The sequence below is a fragment of the Streptomyces sp. NPDC006332 genome, from assembly GCF_040612855.1.
Taxonomy (GTDB): Bacteria; Actinomycetota; Actinomycetes; order Streptomycetales; family Streptomycetaceae; genus Streptomyces.
Window position 1 is genome coordinate 64,051 of record NZ_JBEXRA010000022.1, and the last position, 15,062, is coordinate 79,112.

Sequence of the window (15,062 nt, forward strand, 5' to 3'; positions counted from 1 at the left end):
GTGCCCCAGCACCCCACCGAACGCCGGGTCGTCGTCACCGGCCCGCCCCGACGGGAACGCCGCGTCCTCGGCTACTACCGGCCGCGCACCGAGATCGACGAACAGACCACCCTCGGCCACACCTACGTCCGCTCCCTGATGCGCAGTCAACTACGGGCCGCCCTGACCGTGTTCGCGGTCCTCGCCCTGCTGGTGGGCCCGCTGCCGCTGCTCTTCGCGGCGATGCCGGACGCCCGCCGCCTGGAATGGGCCGTCCTCGGCTTCGGCCTCTACGCCCCCCTGGTGCTGCTCGCCCGCTGGTACGTGCGGCGCGCCGAACGCAACGAGCGGGACTTCGTGCGCCTCGTCGAAGACCGCTGAACAGATCGCGGATGAACTCGAACTACGCCGTCCCCGCCGTCGCCCTCGTGGTCGTCGCGACCGTCCTCGTCGGCGCCTTCGGCCTGCGCATCTCCCGCACCACCTCCGACTTCTACGTGGCCTCCCGCACCGTCGGCCCCCGCCTGAACGCGACCGCCATCAGCGGCGAGTACCTGTCCGCCGCCTCCTTCCTCGGCATCGCCGGACTGGTCCTGGTCCAGGGCCCGGACATGCTCTGGTATCCCGTCGGCTACACCGCCGGCTATCTGGTCCTGCTCCTGTTCGTCGCCGCCCCGCTGCGCCGCTCCGGCGCCTACACGCTGCCCGACTTCGCCGAGGCCAGACTCGCCTCCCAGGCCGTACGGCGACTGGCGGGCGCCTTCGTCGTCGGGGTCGGCTGGCTGTACCTGCTGCCGCAACTCCAGGGCGCCGGGCTGACGTTGACGGTGCTGACGGGGGCACCCGAGTGGCTCGGGGGAGTGATCGTCGCGGTCGTGGTGGTGGCCACCGTCGCCGCCGGCGGCATGCGCAGCATCACCTTCGTGCAGGCCTTCCAGTACTGGCTCAAGCTCACCGCCCTGCTGGTCCCCGCCCTTTTCCTGTTCCTCGCCTGGCAGGGCGACGGGACACCCCGGCACGCCTTCGAGGAACCGGTGACCCTCCGCGAGCAGCGCGTCGTCCGGGTCGACGACAGCCTCGACCTCAAGCTCGACGGGCCGCTGACCGTCACGGTCACCGGCACGGTCGACGGCCGCCCGCACGAGGGGCAGCGCCTGCGCCTCCCGGCCGGCACTCACCGCATCGAGCAGGGCACCCGGCTCACCTTCGCCAAGGGCGCCACCGTCCCGGCCGCCGACCGCGGCACCAACGGCGGCATGTCGACCTCGCTGGCCGCGAGCCGTGAGGAACGCCCGCTGTACGCCACCTACGGACTGATCCTCGCCACCTTCCTCGGCACCATGGGCCTGCCGCACGTCGTCGTCCGCTTCTACACCAGCCCGCACGGTGTCGCCGCCCGGCGCACCACGGTGGCCGTGCTCGCGCTGATCGGCGTCTTCTACCTGCTGCCGCCGGTCTACGGCGCCCTCGGCAGGCTCTACACCCCCGAACTCACCCTCACCGGCAACACCGACGCCGCCGTCCTGCTGCTGCCCGACCGCATGATCGGCGGCGTCGGCGGCGACCTCCTCGGCGCGCTGGTGGCGGGCGGTGCCTTCGCCGCGTTCCTGTCCACGGCCTCCGGGCTGACCATGGCCGTCGCCGGCGTCCTCACCCAGGACGTGCTGCCCTCGCGCGGAGTACGGCACTTCCGGCTCGGCACGGCCCTTGCCATGGCGGTACCCCTCGCCGCGAGCGTCCTGGTCGGCGGACTGCCCGTCGCGGACGCGGTGGGCCTGGCCTTCGCCGTGTCGGCCTCGTCGTTCTGCCCGCTGCTCGTGCTCGGCATCTGGTGGCGCAGGCTGACCCCGCCCGGCGCGGCCACCGGGATGCTGGTCGGCGGCGGCTCCGCGTTCGTCGCCGTGGCCGCGACCATGGCGGGCTTCCCGGGCACCGGCCCGCTGCACGCCCTGCTCGCCTGGCCCGCGCTCTGGTCGGTACCGCTGGGCTTCCTGACCATGGTGCTGGTGTCCCTGGCGACGGCGGGACGGGTACCGGCGGGGACGGCGGCGATCCTGGCGCGCTTCCATCTGCCGGAGGAACTGCGGGCGGAGGTGAAGGCATGAGCGTGCCTCACCGGGGGGCGGCGTCACCATGAGCGGATTCCTCGCCGGGCTGTGCGTGGCGATCCTGCCCCTGCTGGCCGCCGGTTTCTGGCTCGGCCGACGTACGGGGCGCCCGCAGCACCTCGGCGGCCTCGGCACCCCCGTCGAGCACGCCACCTTCGAGACCCTGCACACCGCCTCCCTCGCCGCGCCTCCGCTGCGGGCCGGCCTGACGGAGGAGACCGCCCGCAAGTCGGCCCGCCGTCTGCGCACCCTGCTCGGCACGGACGCGCTGTGCCTGACCGACCAGCAGGACGTCCTGGTCTGGGACGGCGTGGGCGGCCACCACCGCTCCGAGATCATGGACCGTCTTGCGGGCCCCTTGGAGACCGGCCGCGGGGAGGCGTTCCGGCTCAGGTGCGACGCCCCCGACTGCCCGGTGCGCTGGGCGGTCGTCGCCCCACTCACCGTCGACGACCGGGTCCACGGCGCCCTGGTCGCCTGCGCGCCCCGCGAGTCCGCCGTCCTGGTCAGGGCCGCCGGAGAGGTCGCGCGCTGGGTCTCCGTACAGCTGGAACTCGCCGACCTCGACCAGTCCCGCACCCGCCTCATCGAGGCCGAGATCAAGGCCCTGCGCGCCCAGATATCCCCGCACTTCATCTTCAACTCGCTCGCGGTGATCGCCTCGTTCGTCCGCACCGACCCGGAGCGGGCCCGCGAACTCCTCCTGGAATTCGCCGACTTCACCCGCTACTCGTTCCGCAGACACGGCGACTTCACCACCCTGGCCGACGAACTGCACGCCATCGACCACTACTTGGCGCTCGTCCGGGCACGCTTCGGTGACCGCCTCTCGGTGACCCTGCAGATCGCCCCGGAGGTGCTGCCGGTCGCCCTGCCGTTCCTGTGCCTGCAGCCCCTCGTCGAGAACGCCGTCAAGCACGGCCTGGAGGGCAAGGCCGCGCCAGGCAAGAGCCACATCACCATCACCGCACAGGACTCCGGCGCCGAGGCCCTGGTCGTCATCGAGGACGACGGCGCCGGAATGGACCCCGCGCTGCTGCGCCGCATCCTCGCGGGTGAGATCAGCCCGTCCGGCGGCATCGGCCTGTCCAACGTGGACGACCGGCTCCGCCAGGTCTACGGCGACGCCTACGGCCTGGTCATCGAGACTGCCGTGGGAGCGGGCATGAAGATCACCGCCCGGCTGCCGAAATACCAGCCGGGGGTGCACTCCGCGAGCCGCCTCAGTGGCGGCTGACGGTCAGGTGCTGCGCGTGGCCACCATCCCGAGGGTGATCAGGCCCAGCACGACCCAGCCGAACCACAGCCAGCCGTTACTGCCGAGAGCAACCGTGTAGGCGGTCACCGCGACGAGTCCGCCGACGGTGAGCACCCCCATCGTTCTGATCGAGCCGTCCGGGGAACCGGGCATCGCAACACCCTCCTCATGGTTCGTCTCCCTCCATGGTGCCCCCGTTCTGCCTCAGAACGGCGCAGACGACGAAATGTGTGCCGCTGTTCCGCCTGCGGTGGCCGCCCGACGGCCCGTGCACGGGCCCGTGCGCCCCCAGCACCAGCGCGAGCGCCGGCCCCAAAGCACAGGCGACGGCGGCTCGCCGCGTGAGTCAACGCCCGCGTGAGTTCAATGAGGCCAGATAGGCGTTGTATGCCTCGAGTTCCTTGTCGCCGTCCCGGTCGGCGGCCCGGTCCTGGCGCTTTGCCTGCCGCTGCTCGGATCCGTACCACTGGAACAGCAGTGCGACCAGTACGAGCACGGACGGAATCTCACTGAACGCCCACGCGATCCCGCCGGCCGCGTTCTGGTCCGACAGCGCGTCGATACCGAGGGAGGCGGGCGGGTTCTCGAACGTCTTGACCATCGGCGTGGACGCCATCATGAGCGCGATGCCGAAGAAGGCGTGGAACGGCATGCCGGCGAACAGCTCCAGCATCCGCATGAGATAGCCGGGACGGTTCGGGCCCGGATCCACCCCCATGATCGGCCAGAAGAAGACCACGCCGACGGCGAGGAAGTGCACCATCATCGCGACGTGCCCGGTCTTGGACCCCATCAGGAAGTCGAAGATCGGGGTGAAGTACAGCGCGTAGAGGCTCGCGATGAACAGCGGGATGGTGAACGCGGGGTGCGTGATGATCCGCATGTAGCGGCTGTGCAGGAACATCAGCAGCAGTTCCCGCGGACCCTTGCGGCCGCGCCCCGCCGGTGGCAGCGCGCGCAGGGCCAGCGTGATCGGGGCGCCGAGCAGGATCAGGATCGGCGACAGCATGCTGATCACCATGTGCTGCACCATGTGCACGCTGAACATGACCATGCCGTAGTCGTTCAGCCGGGTGCACATCACCAGCGCGATGGTCAGGACCCCCACGACGTACGCGACCGTCCGTCCGACCGGCCAGGCGTCCCCACGCCGCCGCAGCCGCACGACCCCCCACCCGTACAGGCCGAGGCCCACCAGGCAGGCCACCAGGAAGAACGGGTCAGCCGACCACTGAAGACCCCGCCCCAGCGTGAACGGCGGCAGATCCATGGTCATGCCGTGCCCGCTGTGATCCATTCCGCCGGCTCCTGATTCGTGGGGGTTGTACGGTTTCGATCCGCCCCAAGACTAGAACCGCCCCCGGCCACTGATGTGACCGGGGGCGGGACAACCGGCTCGACGGCACGCGCCGAGCTGTCATCGGCACGTCACAACACGCACTCCGCTTCCGCGTACCGCTCCGCCGGCACCGTCTTCAACGTCTCCACGGCCTCCGCCAGCGGCACCATCACGATGTCCGTCCCGTGCAGGGCCGTCATCTTCCCGAACTCACCCCGGTGCACCGCCTCCACCGCGTGCCACCCGAAGCGGGTCGCCAGCACCCGGTCGTACGCGGTGGGCGTGCCACCCCGCTGCACATGCCCGAGGATCACCGGCCGCGCCTCCTTGCCCAGCCGCTGCTCCAGCTCGATCGACAGCTGCCGCGCGATCCCCGCGAACCGCTCGTGCCCGTAGATGTCCTTGCCGCCCTCGTCGAAGGTCATGGTGCCCGGCGCAGGCTTGGCGCCCTCCGCCGCGACGACGATCGCGAACCGCTTGCCCGCCTCGAACCGCTCGCCGACCCTGCGGGCCAACTCCTCGATGTCGAAGGGCCGTTCCGGTACGACGATGGCGTGGGCGCCGGCCGCCATACCGGACTGCAGCGCTATCCAGCCGGTGTGCCGGCCCATGACCTCGACGACCAGGACACGCTGGTGGGACTCGGCGGTGGTCTTGAGCCGGTCGAGGGCGTCCGTCGCGACACCCACGGCCGTGTCGAAGCCGAAGGTGACATCGGTGACCGCGATGTCGTTGTCGATCGTCTTCGGCACGCCCACGATGGGCAGACCGCCGTCCGACATCAGCCGGGCCGCCTTCAGCGTGCCCTCGCCGCCGATCGGGATGACCGCGTCGAGGCCGAGCTCCTCGAGATGGCCCCGGGCCCGCTCCACACCGTCCCGCAGATGCGAGGGCTGGACCCGGGAGGAGCCGAGGATCGTGCCGCCGCGAGCGAGGATGCCGCTCACCGCGTCGAGGTCGAGTTTGAGGTAGTCGCACTCCAGGAGGCCCTTCCAGCCGTCCCGGAAACCGATGACCTCGTCGCCGTGGTCGGCGACGGCACGGTGCACGACGGACCGGATGACCGCGTTCAGCCCGGGGCAGTCGCCGCCGGACGTCAGGACACCAATGCGCATAGCCCGAAATACCTTCTCAACGTGGGCCGGGTCCGGACCACGTCGTCCGGCTGGATTCCGGCCACCTTATCGGCGTCTGGGGGTGGCTCCGTAGCAGGCGTCCGCCTGATGGACGCAGCCGCACAAGTGAGCGGATGACGTGTCAGGCGGGCTCGACGACGACGATGCCGGACGGTACCAGCGGCCGCCTGGAGTTCCCCTGGAACGCACGACGGGCGCGCCCGAGGTCTCCCTCGTACGCGCCCGTGGCGAAACCGGCCCGAACCTCACGCCGGCCGCCGTGCGGCCGCCCTCACGCGGGCTGCTGCGCGGCTGTCCTCACGCGGGCTGCTGCGCGGCAGCGATGCGCTCGTTGCGCAGCGCCTCGTACCACCGGTCGTCGGTCGGCGGCAGCGCGTTCACGTCGAGCGCCAGCTTCAGCAGCAGGTCGGCGATGAGCGGGTTGCGCGCCAGCACCGGGCCGTGCATGTACGTGCCGAAGACCGTGTCGTTGTACGCGCCCTCGGTGCCGTCCCCGGTGCCGTTGCCGTTGCCGAAGCGGACCTGGCAGAGCGGGCGGGCGGTGGGGCCGAGGTGCGTGACGCCCTGGTGGTTCTCGAAGCCGGTCAGCGGGGGCAGCCCCAGGCGGGGGTCGATGTCCCCGAGGACGTCACCCACGCACCGGGCGCCCTCGCCGCGTACCGACACCACGTCGAGCAGGCCGAGGCCGGGCTCGCGCTGACCGAGGTCGTTGATGAACTCGTGGCCGAGGATCTGGTAGCCGGCGCAGACCGAGAACACGATGGCCCCGTTCTCCACCGCCCGCTGCAGACCGCCGTCCCGGCGCAGCCGCTCGGCCGCGAGCCGCTGCGGGCGGTCCTCGCCGCCGCCGATCAGGTAGATGTCGCCGGAGGTCGGGATCGGCTGGTCGCTGCGCACGTCCAGACGGGCCACGTCGAGGCGGCGCTGCCGGGCCCGGCGCTCCACCACGAGGACGTTGCCCTGATCGCCGTAGGTGCTGAGCAGGTCGGGATAGATCCAGACGACCCGCAGTTGGTTGTCGCTCACAAAAGTCCCCTGAAGTCCGGTGCTCAGTTGCCGACCCGGCGGCGCAGGTCCTGGAAGGCGGTGTAGTTGGCGATGACCTCGATGCGGCCCGGCGGGCTCAGCTGCACCGCCTGGTCGAGGTTCTCGCACACCTGGAAGTGCTGGTTGGCCACCTCCAGACGCACCGCGAGGTCCAGCTTCCGATCCCCGATCACGCAGATGGGGTGGCCGGTCAGACGCGTGTAGTCGACGTCCCACAGCCAGGAGGTGTCGGTGCCGTCGGCGCCGCGCGCGTTCACCGAGAGGATCACCGGGGTCGGCGGCGGGTCGATCAGGCTGAACGTCTCCAGCCAGCCGGCCGGGTTCTTCGCGAGCAGCAGTCGCAGGTCGCGCTCCATGAACTGGACCACGTCGTACCGTCCGGCCACCGCCTGCACCTGGTACATGCGCTCCAGCGCGACCTGCGGCGGCACTCCGAAGACGGCGGCGACGGCCGCCGAGGAGGCGGCGTTGGCCTTGTTGGCGCGGCCCGGCAGCTGGAGGTGGATCGGCCAGGCGGACCCGTGCGGATCGAGGACATGGTCCCCGGACAGGGCCCAGCTGGGCGTCGGCCGCCGGAATCCGCACTCGCTGCAGAACCAGTCGTCGCCCGGCCGCTGCATCACGCCGCCGCAGGACGGGCAGGACCAGGCGTCGTCCTTCCACATCTGCCCGGCGGCGACCCAGATCACATTGGGGGAGGATGACGCGGCCCACACGACCAGCGGGTCGTCCGCGTTGGCCACGATCACGGCCTTGGAACCGGCCAGGCCCTCCCGCCAGTTCTCGGCGAGCATGCGGGTCTCGGCGGCGCGGTCGAGCTGGTCGCGGGAGAGGTTGAGCAGCGCGATGCACTTCGGGTCGGTGTCCTTGGCGACACCGGCCAGGTACTTCTCGTCGACCTCGATGACGCCGTAGCGGGCGTCCGAGCTGCCCGCCAGCGCCGAGGTGATGCCGGCCGGCATGTTGGCGCCGAGCGCGTTGGAGACGACCGGGCCGGCCGCCCGCAGTGCCTCGGCGATCAGCCGGGTCGTCGTGGTCTTGCCGTTGGTCGCCGACACCAGCACGACGTCCAGGTGCTGGGCGAGCCGGGCGAGCAGGTCGGGGTCGAGTTTGAGCGCCACCCGGCCGCCGATCACGGAACCGCTGCCGCGTCCGGCGGCGCGCGACGCCGCCGCGACCGCCTTGCCCGCGGTCACGGCGATCTTGGCCCGCGGCGAGAGCGGGTCCGAGTTGCCTGCCATCAGTTCTCGATCCTCCTTGCGTACGCGCCGCGCTCCTGCCTCCGGCAACGTGGTGTGGACCTCAGCCTATCGAGATCCATTCGCACTCCCGAATCGCGGCGCCCGTACGGCCTTCGCGTGACAAAGAGGACCGTACCCTTGCCGCCATGCGAAACGGCTCCATCCCGGGCTCCCGAGGGCGCGTGAGGCCCCTCGCCCTGCTCGGCGACCCGGCACTGCACGCCCCCTGCGAGGAGGTCGCCGACTTCGGCCCCGAACTGGGGCGTATCGTCGAGGACTTGTTCGCGACGATGTACGCGGCCAAGGGCGTGGGCCTGGCCGCCAACCAGATCGGCGAGCCGCTACGGGTGTTCGTCTACGACTGCCCGGACGACGAGGAGGTCCGTCACCTGGGCCACGTGGTGAATCCGCGCCTGGTGGACGCGGACGGGGTGGTGCTGCGGGGCCCCGAGGGCTGCCTGTCCCTGCCGGGTCTGGAAGCCGGAACCGAACGCTACGACCACGCGGTGGTCGAGGGCTTCACGGTGACCGGGGAGCCGGTCACCGTGCACGGGACGGGCTTCTTCGCGAGATGCCTGCAACACGAGTGCGACCACCTGGACGGCACGGTCTACGCCGACCGCGTGAAGGGCTGGCGCCGCGCCAGACTGATGAGACAGGCAGGGCGAGCCTCTTGGCACAGGGGGACTGAAACGGCTTAGGGGCGCGGGGAACTGCGCGACCAGCCCCTACCGACCCGCAGCCGCCCACAATGCGACAGGCAGGGCGAGCCCCTTGGCGCAGGGAGCTTGATCCCACCCAGGGGCGCGGGGAACTGCGCGACCGGCCCCCATCGACCCGCAGCCGCCCGCAATGCGGCAGACAAGGCGAGCCTCTTGGCGCAGGGAGCCTGATCCCACCTAGGGGCGCGGGGAACTGCGCGGCCGGCCCCCACCGACCCGCAGCCGCCCACAACCGTCAGAACCCCGGGCTGCCGATCTTGTCCCCCGCCGCGGCCAGCCGCCCCCACAGCAGATCCGCCAGGCTCCGCACCAACTCGGCCCGCGAGCACGGCCGTTCCTGCAGCCACCAGTCGCCGGCCGCGTGCATCATCCCGACGATCCCGTGGCCCCACACCCGGGCCAACTGCTGCCCCCCGGGCCCGAGATCCAGCCGGTCCTCGATGACCTGGGCCAACTCCTCGCCCATCCGCCGCAACAGCGGAATCGAGTGCTTGCCGACATCGAACGCCGGGTCCCCGGCCTGCCCCCCGTCGGCGTGGCCGCCGTCCGCCGGGTGCATCAGGAACCGGTACACCTGGGGCCGGGCCTCGATCGCCGCGAGATACGTGTCCAACGTGGCCTCGACCCGTTCCCGCCGCTCCGCGGGAGCGTCGAGCGCCGCCCGCAGCGAATTGAGCAGGGCGTCGGTGTGCCGCTTGGCCAACGCGGCGTAAAGTCCGCCCTTGTCGCCGAAGTGGCGGTAGAGAATCGGCTTCGTGATGCCGGCTTCCGCGGCGATCGCGTTCATCGAGGCCTGAGGTCCGTCGCGCAGCACCACTCGGTCCGCGGCCTCCAGTAGCTCGCGTCGGCGGCGGTCGGCGGACCGTTGCTGATCGGTCCGCTGCGTGGTGTCCATGTGCTCTCCCCACCCGTTGGTTCAGGTAACGCCTGCGCAAACTAACACCAAGGATGCACCGCACATCGAACGGGCGGTCGGGCAGTCACCAGGAGTTGACTTTGCCGATCAAGAGTTGACTTTTCCTACCCGCGAGTAACACACTCGGTGTTACCGTAAGTAACACGCACGTGCTTCGCCGCTGGAGGGGACATGGCCGAGTTCACCATGGAGCTCAATGACGAGCAGAAGGAGGTCAGGGACTGGCTGCACGGCTTCGCGGCCGACGTCATCCGCCCCGCGGCAGCCGAATGGGACGAGCGGGAGGAGACTCCCTGGCCGGTGATCCAGGAGGCCGCCAAGGTCGGGATCTACTCCCTCGACTTCTACGCCCAGCAGTACTTCGACCCCACCGGCCTCGGCATCCCGATGGCCATGGAGGAACTGTTCTGGGGCGACGCGGGCATCGCCCTGTCCATCGTCGGCACCGGCCTCGCCGCCGTCGGCGTCCTCGCCAACGGCACCGAGGAGCAGATCGGCACCTGGATCCCGCAGATGTACGGCGATGCCAACGATGTCAAGGTCGCCGCGTTCTGCTCCTCGGAGCCAGACGCCGGCTCGGACGTCTCCTCGATGCGTACCCGCGCCGTGTACGACGAGGCCACGGACGAGTGGGTGCTCAACGGCACGAAGACCTGGGCGACCAACGGCGGCATCGCCAACGTCCATGTCGTGGTCGCGGTCGTCGACGCGGAGCTGGGCTCCAAGGGCCACGCCTCCTTCATCGTCCCGCCGGGCACGCCGGGTCTCGCGCAGGGCCAGAAGTTCAAGAAGCACGGGATCCGTGCCTCGCACACCGCCGAGGTCGTCCTCGACAACGTGCGCGTCCCCGGCTCCTGCCTGCTCGGCGGCAAGGAGAAGCTCGATGAGCGGCTGGCGCGGGCCCGGGAGCGGGCCAAGGCCGGTGGTGAGAGGGTCAAGAACGCGGCGATGGCCACGTTCGAGGCCTCACGTCCGGCCGTCGGCGCGATGGCGGTCGGTACGGCCCGTGCCGCGTACGAGGAGGCCCTCGACTACGCCAGGACGCGCGAGCAGTTCGGCCGGCCCATCATCGACAACCAGGGGGTGGCCTTCCAGCTCGCGGACATGCGCACCTCCATCGACGCGGCCCGCCTGCTGGTCTGGCGGGCGTCCTGGATGGCGGTCAACGGCAAGCAGTTCACGGCCGCCGAGGGATCGATGTCGAAGCTGTTCGCGAGCGAGACGGCGAAGAAGGTGACGGCACAGGCGGTCCAGATCCTGGGCGGGAACGGCTACACGCGGGAGTACCCGGTGGAGCGGATGCACCGGGACGCGGCGATCTACACGATCTTCGAGGGAACGAGCGAGATCCAGCGGCTGGTGATCGCCCGGACCCTGTCGGGGATGCCGATCCGGTAGCGCCCGTCAGGGGTGTGGGTCCGTAGCGCCGACGGCCGTCCGCGGCCGGTGCGCCCACGCGCGCGGCTCAGCCGCGATGCGACACGGCCCCACACCCGCGGGCCCTCACCAGGAATCCAACCGATGCGAGGGGTGCCGCCTACGGCGTGGTCCCGCTGCTGTGCGCGATGCACGCCACGTCGATCCGGTCGGCGAGCTTCGCGAGCTCGATGGTCAGGGCCGCCACCGTGTCCTCGTCGAGCCCGTCCTCCCCGGCCTCGACGAGGTGCAGCCAGCGACCACCCACCGTCCGCAACAACTTGCTGACTTCGGCGGCAGCCACCTGCAAGGTCCCGCGGTCGTCGACGATCAGAGGCAGAGTCACTTCGCGGTTCACAAAGGGGATCGTAGTCGCGGAAGCGTCACGCTCCGTGCCATACCGTGGTGATGTTGCAGAACTCCCGGATTCCGTGCCCGGACAGCTCACGTCCGTACCCGGACCTCTTGACTCCGCCGAACGGGAACGCCGGGTGGGACGCGGTCATCCCGTTCACGTACACCCCGCCTGCCTCCAGGTCCCGTACGAACCGGTCGACGTCCGTCTCGTCCCGCGTCCACACATTCGAACTCAGGCCGAACGGTGAGTCGTTGGCGATGAGCACCGCCTCGTCCAGGTCGGCCGCGCGATACAGCGTGGCGACCGGGCCGAAGGCCTCCTCCCGGTGGATGCGCATCTCGCGGGTGATGCCGGCCAGCACGGTCGGCGGGTAGTACCAGCCGTCCCCGTCGGGCCGTTCGCCCCCGCACAGCACACTCGCGCCACCGCGCCTCGCGTCGTCGACGAGTTCCTCCAGGTCGGCCCGCCCCCGCTCGCTGGACAAGGGCCCGACCTCGGTGTCCTCCTCCAGCGGATCGCCGACCTTGAGCGCCTTCATGCCCTCGACGAACCGCTCGGCGAACGCGTCGTAGACGTCCGTGTGGACGATGAACCGCTTGGCGGCGATACAGGACTGCCCGTTGTTCTGCACCCGCGCGGTCACCGCCACCTGGGCGGCCCGGTCGACGTCGGCGGAGGGCATCACGATGTAAGGGTCGCTGCCGCCCAGCTCCAGCACCGTCTTCTTGATCATCTCGCCGGCGGTGGACGCGACCGCCCGGCCCGCGGGCTCGCTGCCGGTGAGGGTGGCCGCCTTGACCCGGTCGTCCCGCAGGATCTCGTCGACCGCGCTGGATCCGATCAGCAGGGTCTGGAAGGTGCCCTCGGTGAAACCCGCGCGGTGGAAGAGGTCCTCCAGGTACAGCGCGGTCTGCGGGACGTTGGAGGCGTGCTTGAGCAGGCCCACGTTGCCCGCCATCAGGGTCGGCGCCGCGAAGCGGACCACCTGCCACAGTGGGAAGTTCCACGGCATCACCGCGAGCACCGGGCCCATCGGCCGGTAGCGGACCAGGGCGCGGGAGGCGCCGGAGTCCTTCACGTCGTCGGAAGCGGGTTCCTCGTCGGCGAGCAGTTCCTCGGCGTGGTCGGCGTACCAGCGCATCGCCCTGGCGCACTTCGCGGCCTCGGCGCGGGCCTGCTTGACCGGCTTGCCCATCTCCGTCGTCATCACGCGGGCGATGTCCTTCTGGTCCTCGTCGAGGAGGTCGGCGGCCCGGTGCAGCAGGCGGGCGCGCTCGGCGAAGGACGTGGTCCGGTACGTACGGAACGTGGCCTCCGCGAGCTGGAGCCTGCGCTCGATCTCCTCCTCGCCCATGGCTTCATAGGTCTTGAACGTCTCGCCGTTCGCCGGGTTGACGGTTGCGATGGGCATGGCTGGCCTCCCTGGGACGGCTGTGTTTCCGACCTTCCCGCGCGGCGGTGCGGGCCGCAACGCGGGTGCGTCTGCCTAGAGCCTCGCGTTTGGATCACGCCCGGCTCGCGGGCCTGATCCAGACGAAGGACCCTAGACCGAGTGCTCCGTCAGCCGGTCGAGAAACGCGGCCTGCGCCTGCACGATCACCGCGCGGGCGGCGTCGAGGCCGAACCACGCCACCCGGTCCAGCTCGGGGAACTCCTGGGTCTGTCCGGACTTCGGCGGCCACTCCATGCGGAACGTGCCCGGCGTGATCGTCGCCGGGTCGAGGTCCGCCGCCACCGCCCACGCCGTGACGATCTTGCCGTTGGTCTGCCGGACCTCGCCCAGCGGCACGGCCTCGCCGTCGGGCGGCGGCAGCCCCAGCTCCTCCTGGAACTCGCGCCTGGCCGCGTCCCAGGCGGGCTCGTCGGGTTCGTACTCGCCCTTGGGCACCGTCCAGGCCCCGGTGTCGCGCCGCGCGAAGAAGGGGCCGCCCATATGCCCGAGCAACACCTCCAGCCCCTGATCGGTGTGCCGGAACAGCAGCAGGCCCGCGCTGCGTTTCATGGCCTCACCTCGGGGTGGGCGGCCAGCAGCGTCTCGATGGTGTCGGCGTCCTCGGGGCGTTTGTCCTCGCGGTAGCGGACCACGCGGGCGAAGCGGAGGGTGACGCCGGCCGGGTAGCGGGTGGACCTCTGCAGACCGTCGTAGGCGATCTCGACGACGAGCTCGGGACGTACGGTCACCACGTACCCGTCGGCGTCCAGGGCCAGTTCCTGGAGCCGCTCGGTCTGCCAGGCCAGCATCGCGTCGGTCATGCCCTTGAAGGTCTTGCCGAGCATCGCGAACGAACCGTCCGCGGTCCGAGCCCCCAGGTGCAGGTTGGACAGCTTCCCGGTGCGGCGGCCGTGGCCCCACTCGGCGGCCAGGACCACCAGGTCGAGCGTGTGCACGGGCTTGACCTTCAGCCAGGAGGCACCCCGCCGACCCGCGCTGTAGGGAGCGTCGAGGGATTTGGCGACGACGCCCTCGTGGCCGCGCTTCAGGGTCTCGGCGAGGAACTCCTCGGCCGCCCCCACCTCCTGCGGGCCGGGCACCAGGGTCCGCCGTACCCTCATCGGTTCCGGCACCAGCCGGGCCAGCTCCGCGTGCCGCTCGGCGAACGGCAGGTCCAGCAGGTCACGGTCGTCGACGGACAGCACGTCGAAGAAGACGGGGGAGACGGGGACCGCCCGGGCTGCCGTGGTCACGTCCACCCGGGAGCCCACCCGCCCGGCGGTCTCCTGGAAGGAGCGGGGGCGTCCGGCGGCGTCGAAGGCGATCACCTCGCCGTCCAGGATGAACCTCTCGCCCCTCAACTCCAGTGCCGCCGAGGTCAGTTCGGGCAGCCGGTCGGTGATGTCGTCGAGGGTGCGGGTGTACAGCCGTACGGAGTCGCCGTCCCGGTGCACCTGGACGCGGATGCCGTCCAGCTTCTCCTCCACCGCGCACGCGCCGAGCTTGTCGACCGCCTCCGACACCGAGGAAGCGCTGTGCGCCAGCATCGGCAGGACCGGGCGGCCGACGGTGAGCCGGAAGCGGTCGAGGGCGCCCGGGCCGTCCGAGAGCAGGGCCTCGGCCACCGTCTGCAGGGAGCCCGCGAGCATCACGGCCCGCCGTACGTCCGCCGCCGGCGCCCGGGTGGCCTGGGCGAGGCCCTCGATCGCGACGGCGTCCAGCGCGCCCTGCCGTACCTCGCCGCTGATCAGTCCGAGCAGGAACCGCTGCTCGTGCTCGGTGGCCGCGCCCATCAGCTCGCCGACCAGGCGGGTCCGCTCGGCCTGCGATCCGGCGCCCGAGACCTCGCCGAGCGCGCTCAGCAGGTCGTTCGTGTCGCGCACGGTCAGGCTCGGCTCGGCGGCCGGGGGGACGGGCCGGCTCAGCACCTTCCAGCCGACGCCGAGCCGCCCCTGGGGCAGCCGCCCGGCGAGGTACGGGATGACGATCGGCACGTCCTCCGCTTCGGCGTCCCGGAACAGCTCGGCGAGAAGCGCGATCTTCCGGGAGCGCGCCGAGGTGGCGGCCACCTCCTGGGACACCTGGGCCAGCCGGGTCAGCAGCATGCAGC

At 71.1% G+C, this 15,062-nt stretch carries 15 protein-coding genes; 5 read left to right on the top strand and 10 right to left on the bottom strand.

All coding sequences use genetic code 11. The annotated features are described in order from the left end of the window. The 3 genes from ABZ027_RS21005 to ABZ027_RS21015 are packed head-to-tail and all read left to right on the top strand — an operon-like array spanning window position 1 to window position 3,324. Window positions 1-360, top strand: coding sequence for a hypothetical protein (locus ABZ027_RS21005; RefSeq protein ID WP_356770573.1), 360 nt, complete (start codon window positions 1-3; stop codon window positions 358-360). 11 nt (window positions 361-371) lie between these two features. After that, window positions 372-2,084: a cation acetate symporter gene (locus ABZ027_RS21010; protein ID WP_356770436.1), complete on the top strand. Its 1,713-nt coding sequence runs from the start codon at window positions 372-374 to the stop codon at window positions 2,082-2,084. 28 nt (window positions 2,085-2,112) lie between these two features. Continuing rightward, entirely contained in the window at window positions 2,113-3,324 is a 1,212-nt protein-coding gene (locus tag ABZ027_RS21015; RefSeq protein WP_356770438.1) for a histidine kinase, read from the top strand. A 3-nt stretch (window positions 3,325-3,327) separates the two neighbouring features. On the opposite strand, the gene ABZ027_RS21020 is transcribed toward ABZ027_RS21015, so the two are convergent. The 5 genes from ABZ027_RS21020 to ABZ027_RS21040 form a co-directional block, all read right to left on the bottom strand. Continuing rightward, window positions 3,328-3,498, bottom strand: coding sequence for a hypothetical protein (locus tag ABZ027_RS21020; protein WP_356770440.1), 171 nt, complete (start codon window positions 3,496-3,498; stop codon window positions 3,328-3,330). A gap of 193 nt (window positions 3,499-3,691) precedes the next feature. After that, the gene (locus ABZ027_RS21025; RefSeq protein WP_356770442.1) at window positions 3,692-4,642 is read right to left on the bottom strand and encodes a cytochrome c oxidase assembly protein; all 951 of its coding nucleotides are present in this window, start codon (window positions 4,640-4,642) and stop codon (window positions 3,692-3,694) included. 131 nt (window positions 4,643-4,773) lie between these two features. Then, entirely contained in the window at window positions 4,774-5,799 is a 1,026-nt protein-coding gene (locus ABZ027_RS21030; protein WP_356770444.1) for a 6-phosphofructokinase, read from the bottom strand. Window positions 5,800-6,117: 318 nt separating this feature from the next. Beyond that, window positions 6,118-6,846 carry a glutamine amidotransferase gene (locus ABZ027_RS21035; RefSeq protein WP_356770446.1) on the bottom strand — a complete coding sequence of 243 codons (729 nt, stop codon included), beginning with the start codon at window positions 6,844-6,846 and terminating at the stop codon, window positions 6,118-6,120. A 23-nt stretch (window positions 6,847-6,869) separates the two neighbouring features. Beyond that, window positions 6,870-8,108 carry a MurT ligase domain-containing protein gene (locus tag ABZ027_RS21040; protein WP_356770448.1) on the bottom strand — a complete coding sequence of 413 codons (1,239 nt, stop codon included), beginning with the start codon at window positions 8,106-8,108 and terminating at the stop codon, window positions 6,870-6,872. 146 nt (window positions 8,109-8,254) lie between these two features. On the opposite strand from ABZ027_RS21040, the gene def reads away from it, so the two are divergent. Further along, window positions 8,255-8,809: a peptide deformylase gene (gene def, locus ABZ027_RS21045; RefSeq protein ID WP_356770450.1), complete on the top strand. Its 555-nt coding sequence runs from the start codon at window positions 8,255-8,257 to the stop codon at window positions 8,807-8,809. 256 nt (window positions 8,810-9,065) lie between these two features. On the opposite strand, the gene ABZ027_RS21050 is transcribed toward def, so the two are convergent. Further along, a complete protein-coding gene (locus ABZ027_RS21050) occupies window positions 9,066-9,725 on the bottom strand; it encodes a TetR family transcriptional regulator (protein ID WP_356770452.1) in 660 nt (219 codons plus the stop codon). Between the two features lie 192 nt (window positions 9,726-9,917). Between ABZ027_RS21050 and ABZ027_RS21055 the strand changes: the two genes are divergently transcribed. Next, window positions 9,918-11,144: an acyl-CoA dehydrogenase family protein gene (locus ABZ027_RS21055; RefSeq protein WP_356770454.1), complete on the top strand. Its 1,227-nt coding sequence runs from the start codon at window positions 9,918-9,920 to the stop codon at window positions 11,142-11,144. 139 nt (window positions 11,145-11,283) lie between these two features. On the opposite strand, the gene ABZ027_RS21060 is transcribed toward ABZ027_RS21055, so the two are convergent. From ABZ027_RS21060 to ABZ027_RS21075, 4 genes are all read right to left on the bottom strand, one after another. After that, window positions 11,284-11,520, bottom strand: a complete 237-nt coding sequence (locus tag ABZ027_RS21060) for a DUF6213 family protein (RefSeq protein WP_356770456.1) — start codon at window positions 11,518-11,520, stop codon at window positions 11,284-11,286. A 25-nt stretch (window positions 11,521-11,545) separates the two neighbouring features. Further along, window positions 11,546-12,931 (bottom strand): NADP-dependent succinic semialdehyde dehydrogenase, encoded by a 1,386-nt coding sequence (locus ABZ027_RS21065; protein ID WP_356770458.1) that lies wholly within the window; start codon window positions 12,929-12,931, stop codon window positions 11,546-11,548. A 132-nt stretch (window positions 12,932-13,063) separates the two neighbouring features. After that, on the bottom strand, window positions 13,064-13,522 hold the full coding sequence (locus ABZ027_RS21070) for an NUDIX domain-containing protein (RefSeq protein WP_356770460.1): 459 nt from the start codon (window positions 13,520-13,522) through the stop codon (window positions 13,064-13,066). After that, a complete protein-coding gene (locus ABZ027_RS21075; protein WP_356770462.1) occupies window positions 13,519-15,057 on the bottom strand; it encodes an ATP-dependent DNA ligase in 1,539 nt (512 codons plus the stop codon). Before ABZ027_RS21075 ends, ABZ027_RS21070 begins: the two co-directional genes overlap by 4 nt. Window positions 15,058-15,062 lie beyond the last annotated feature (5 nt).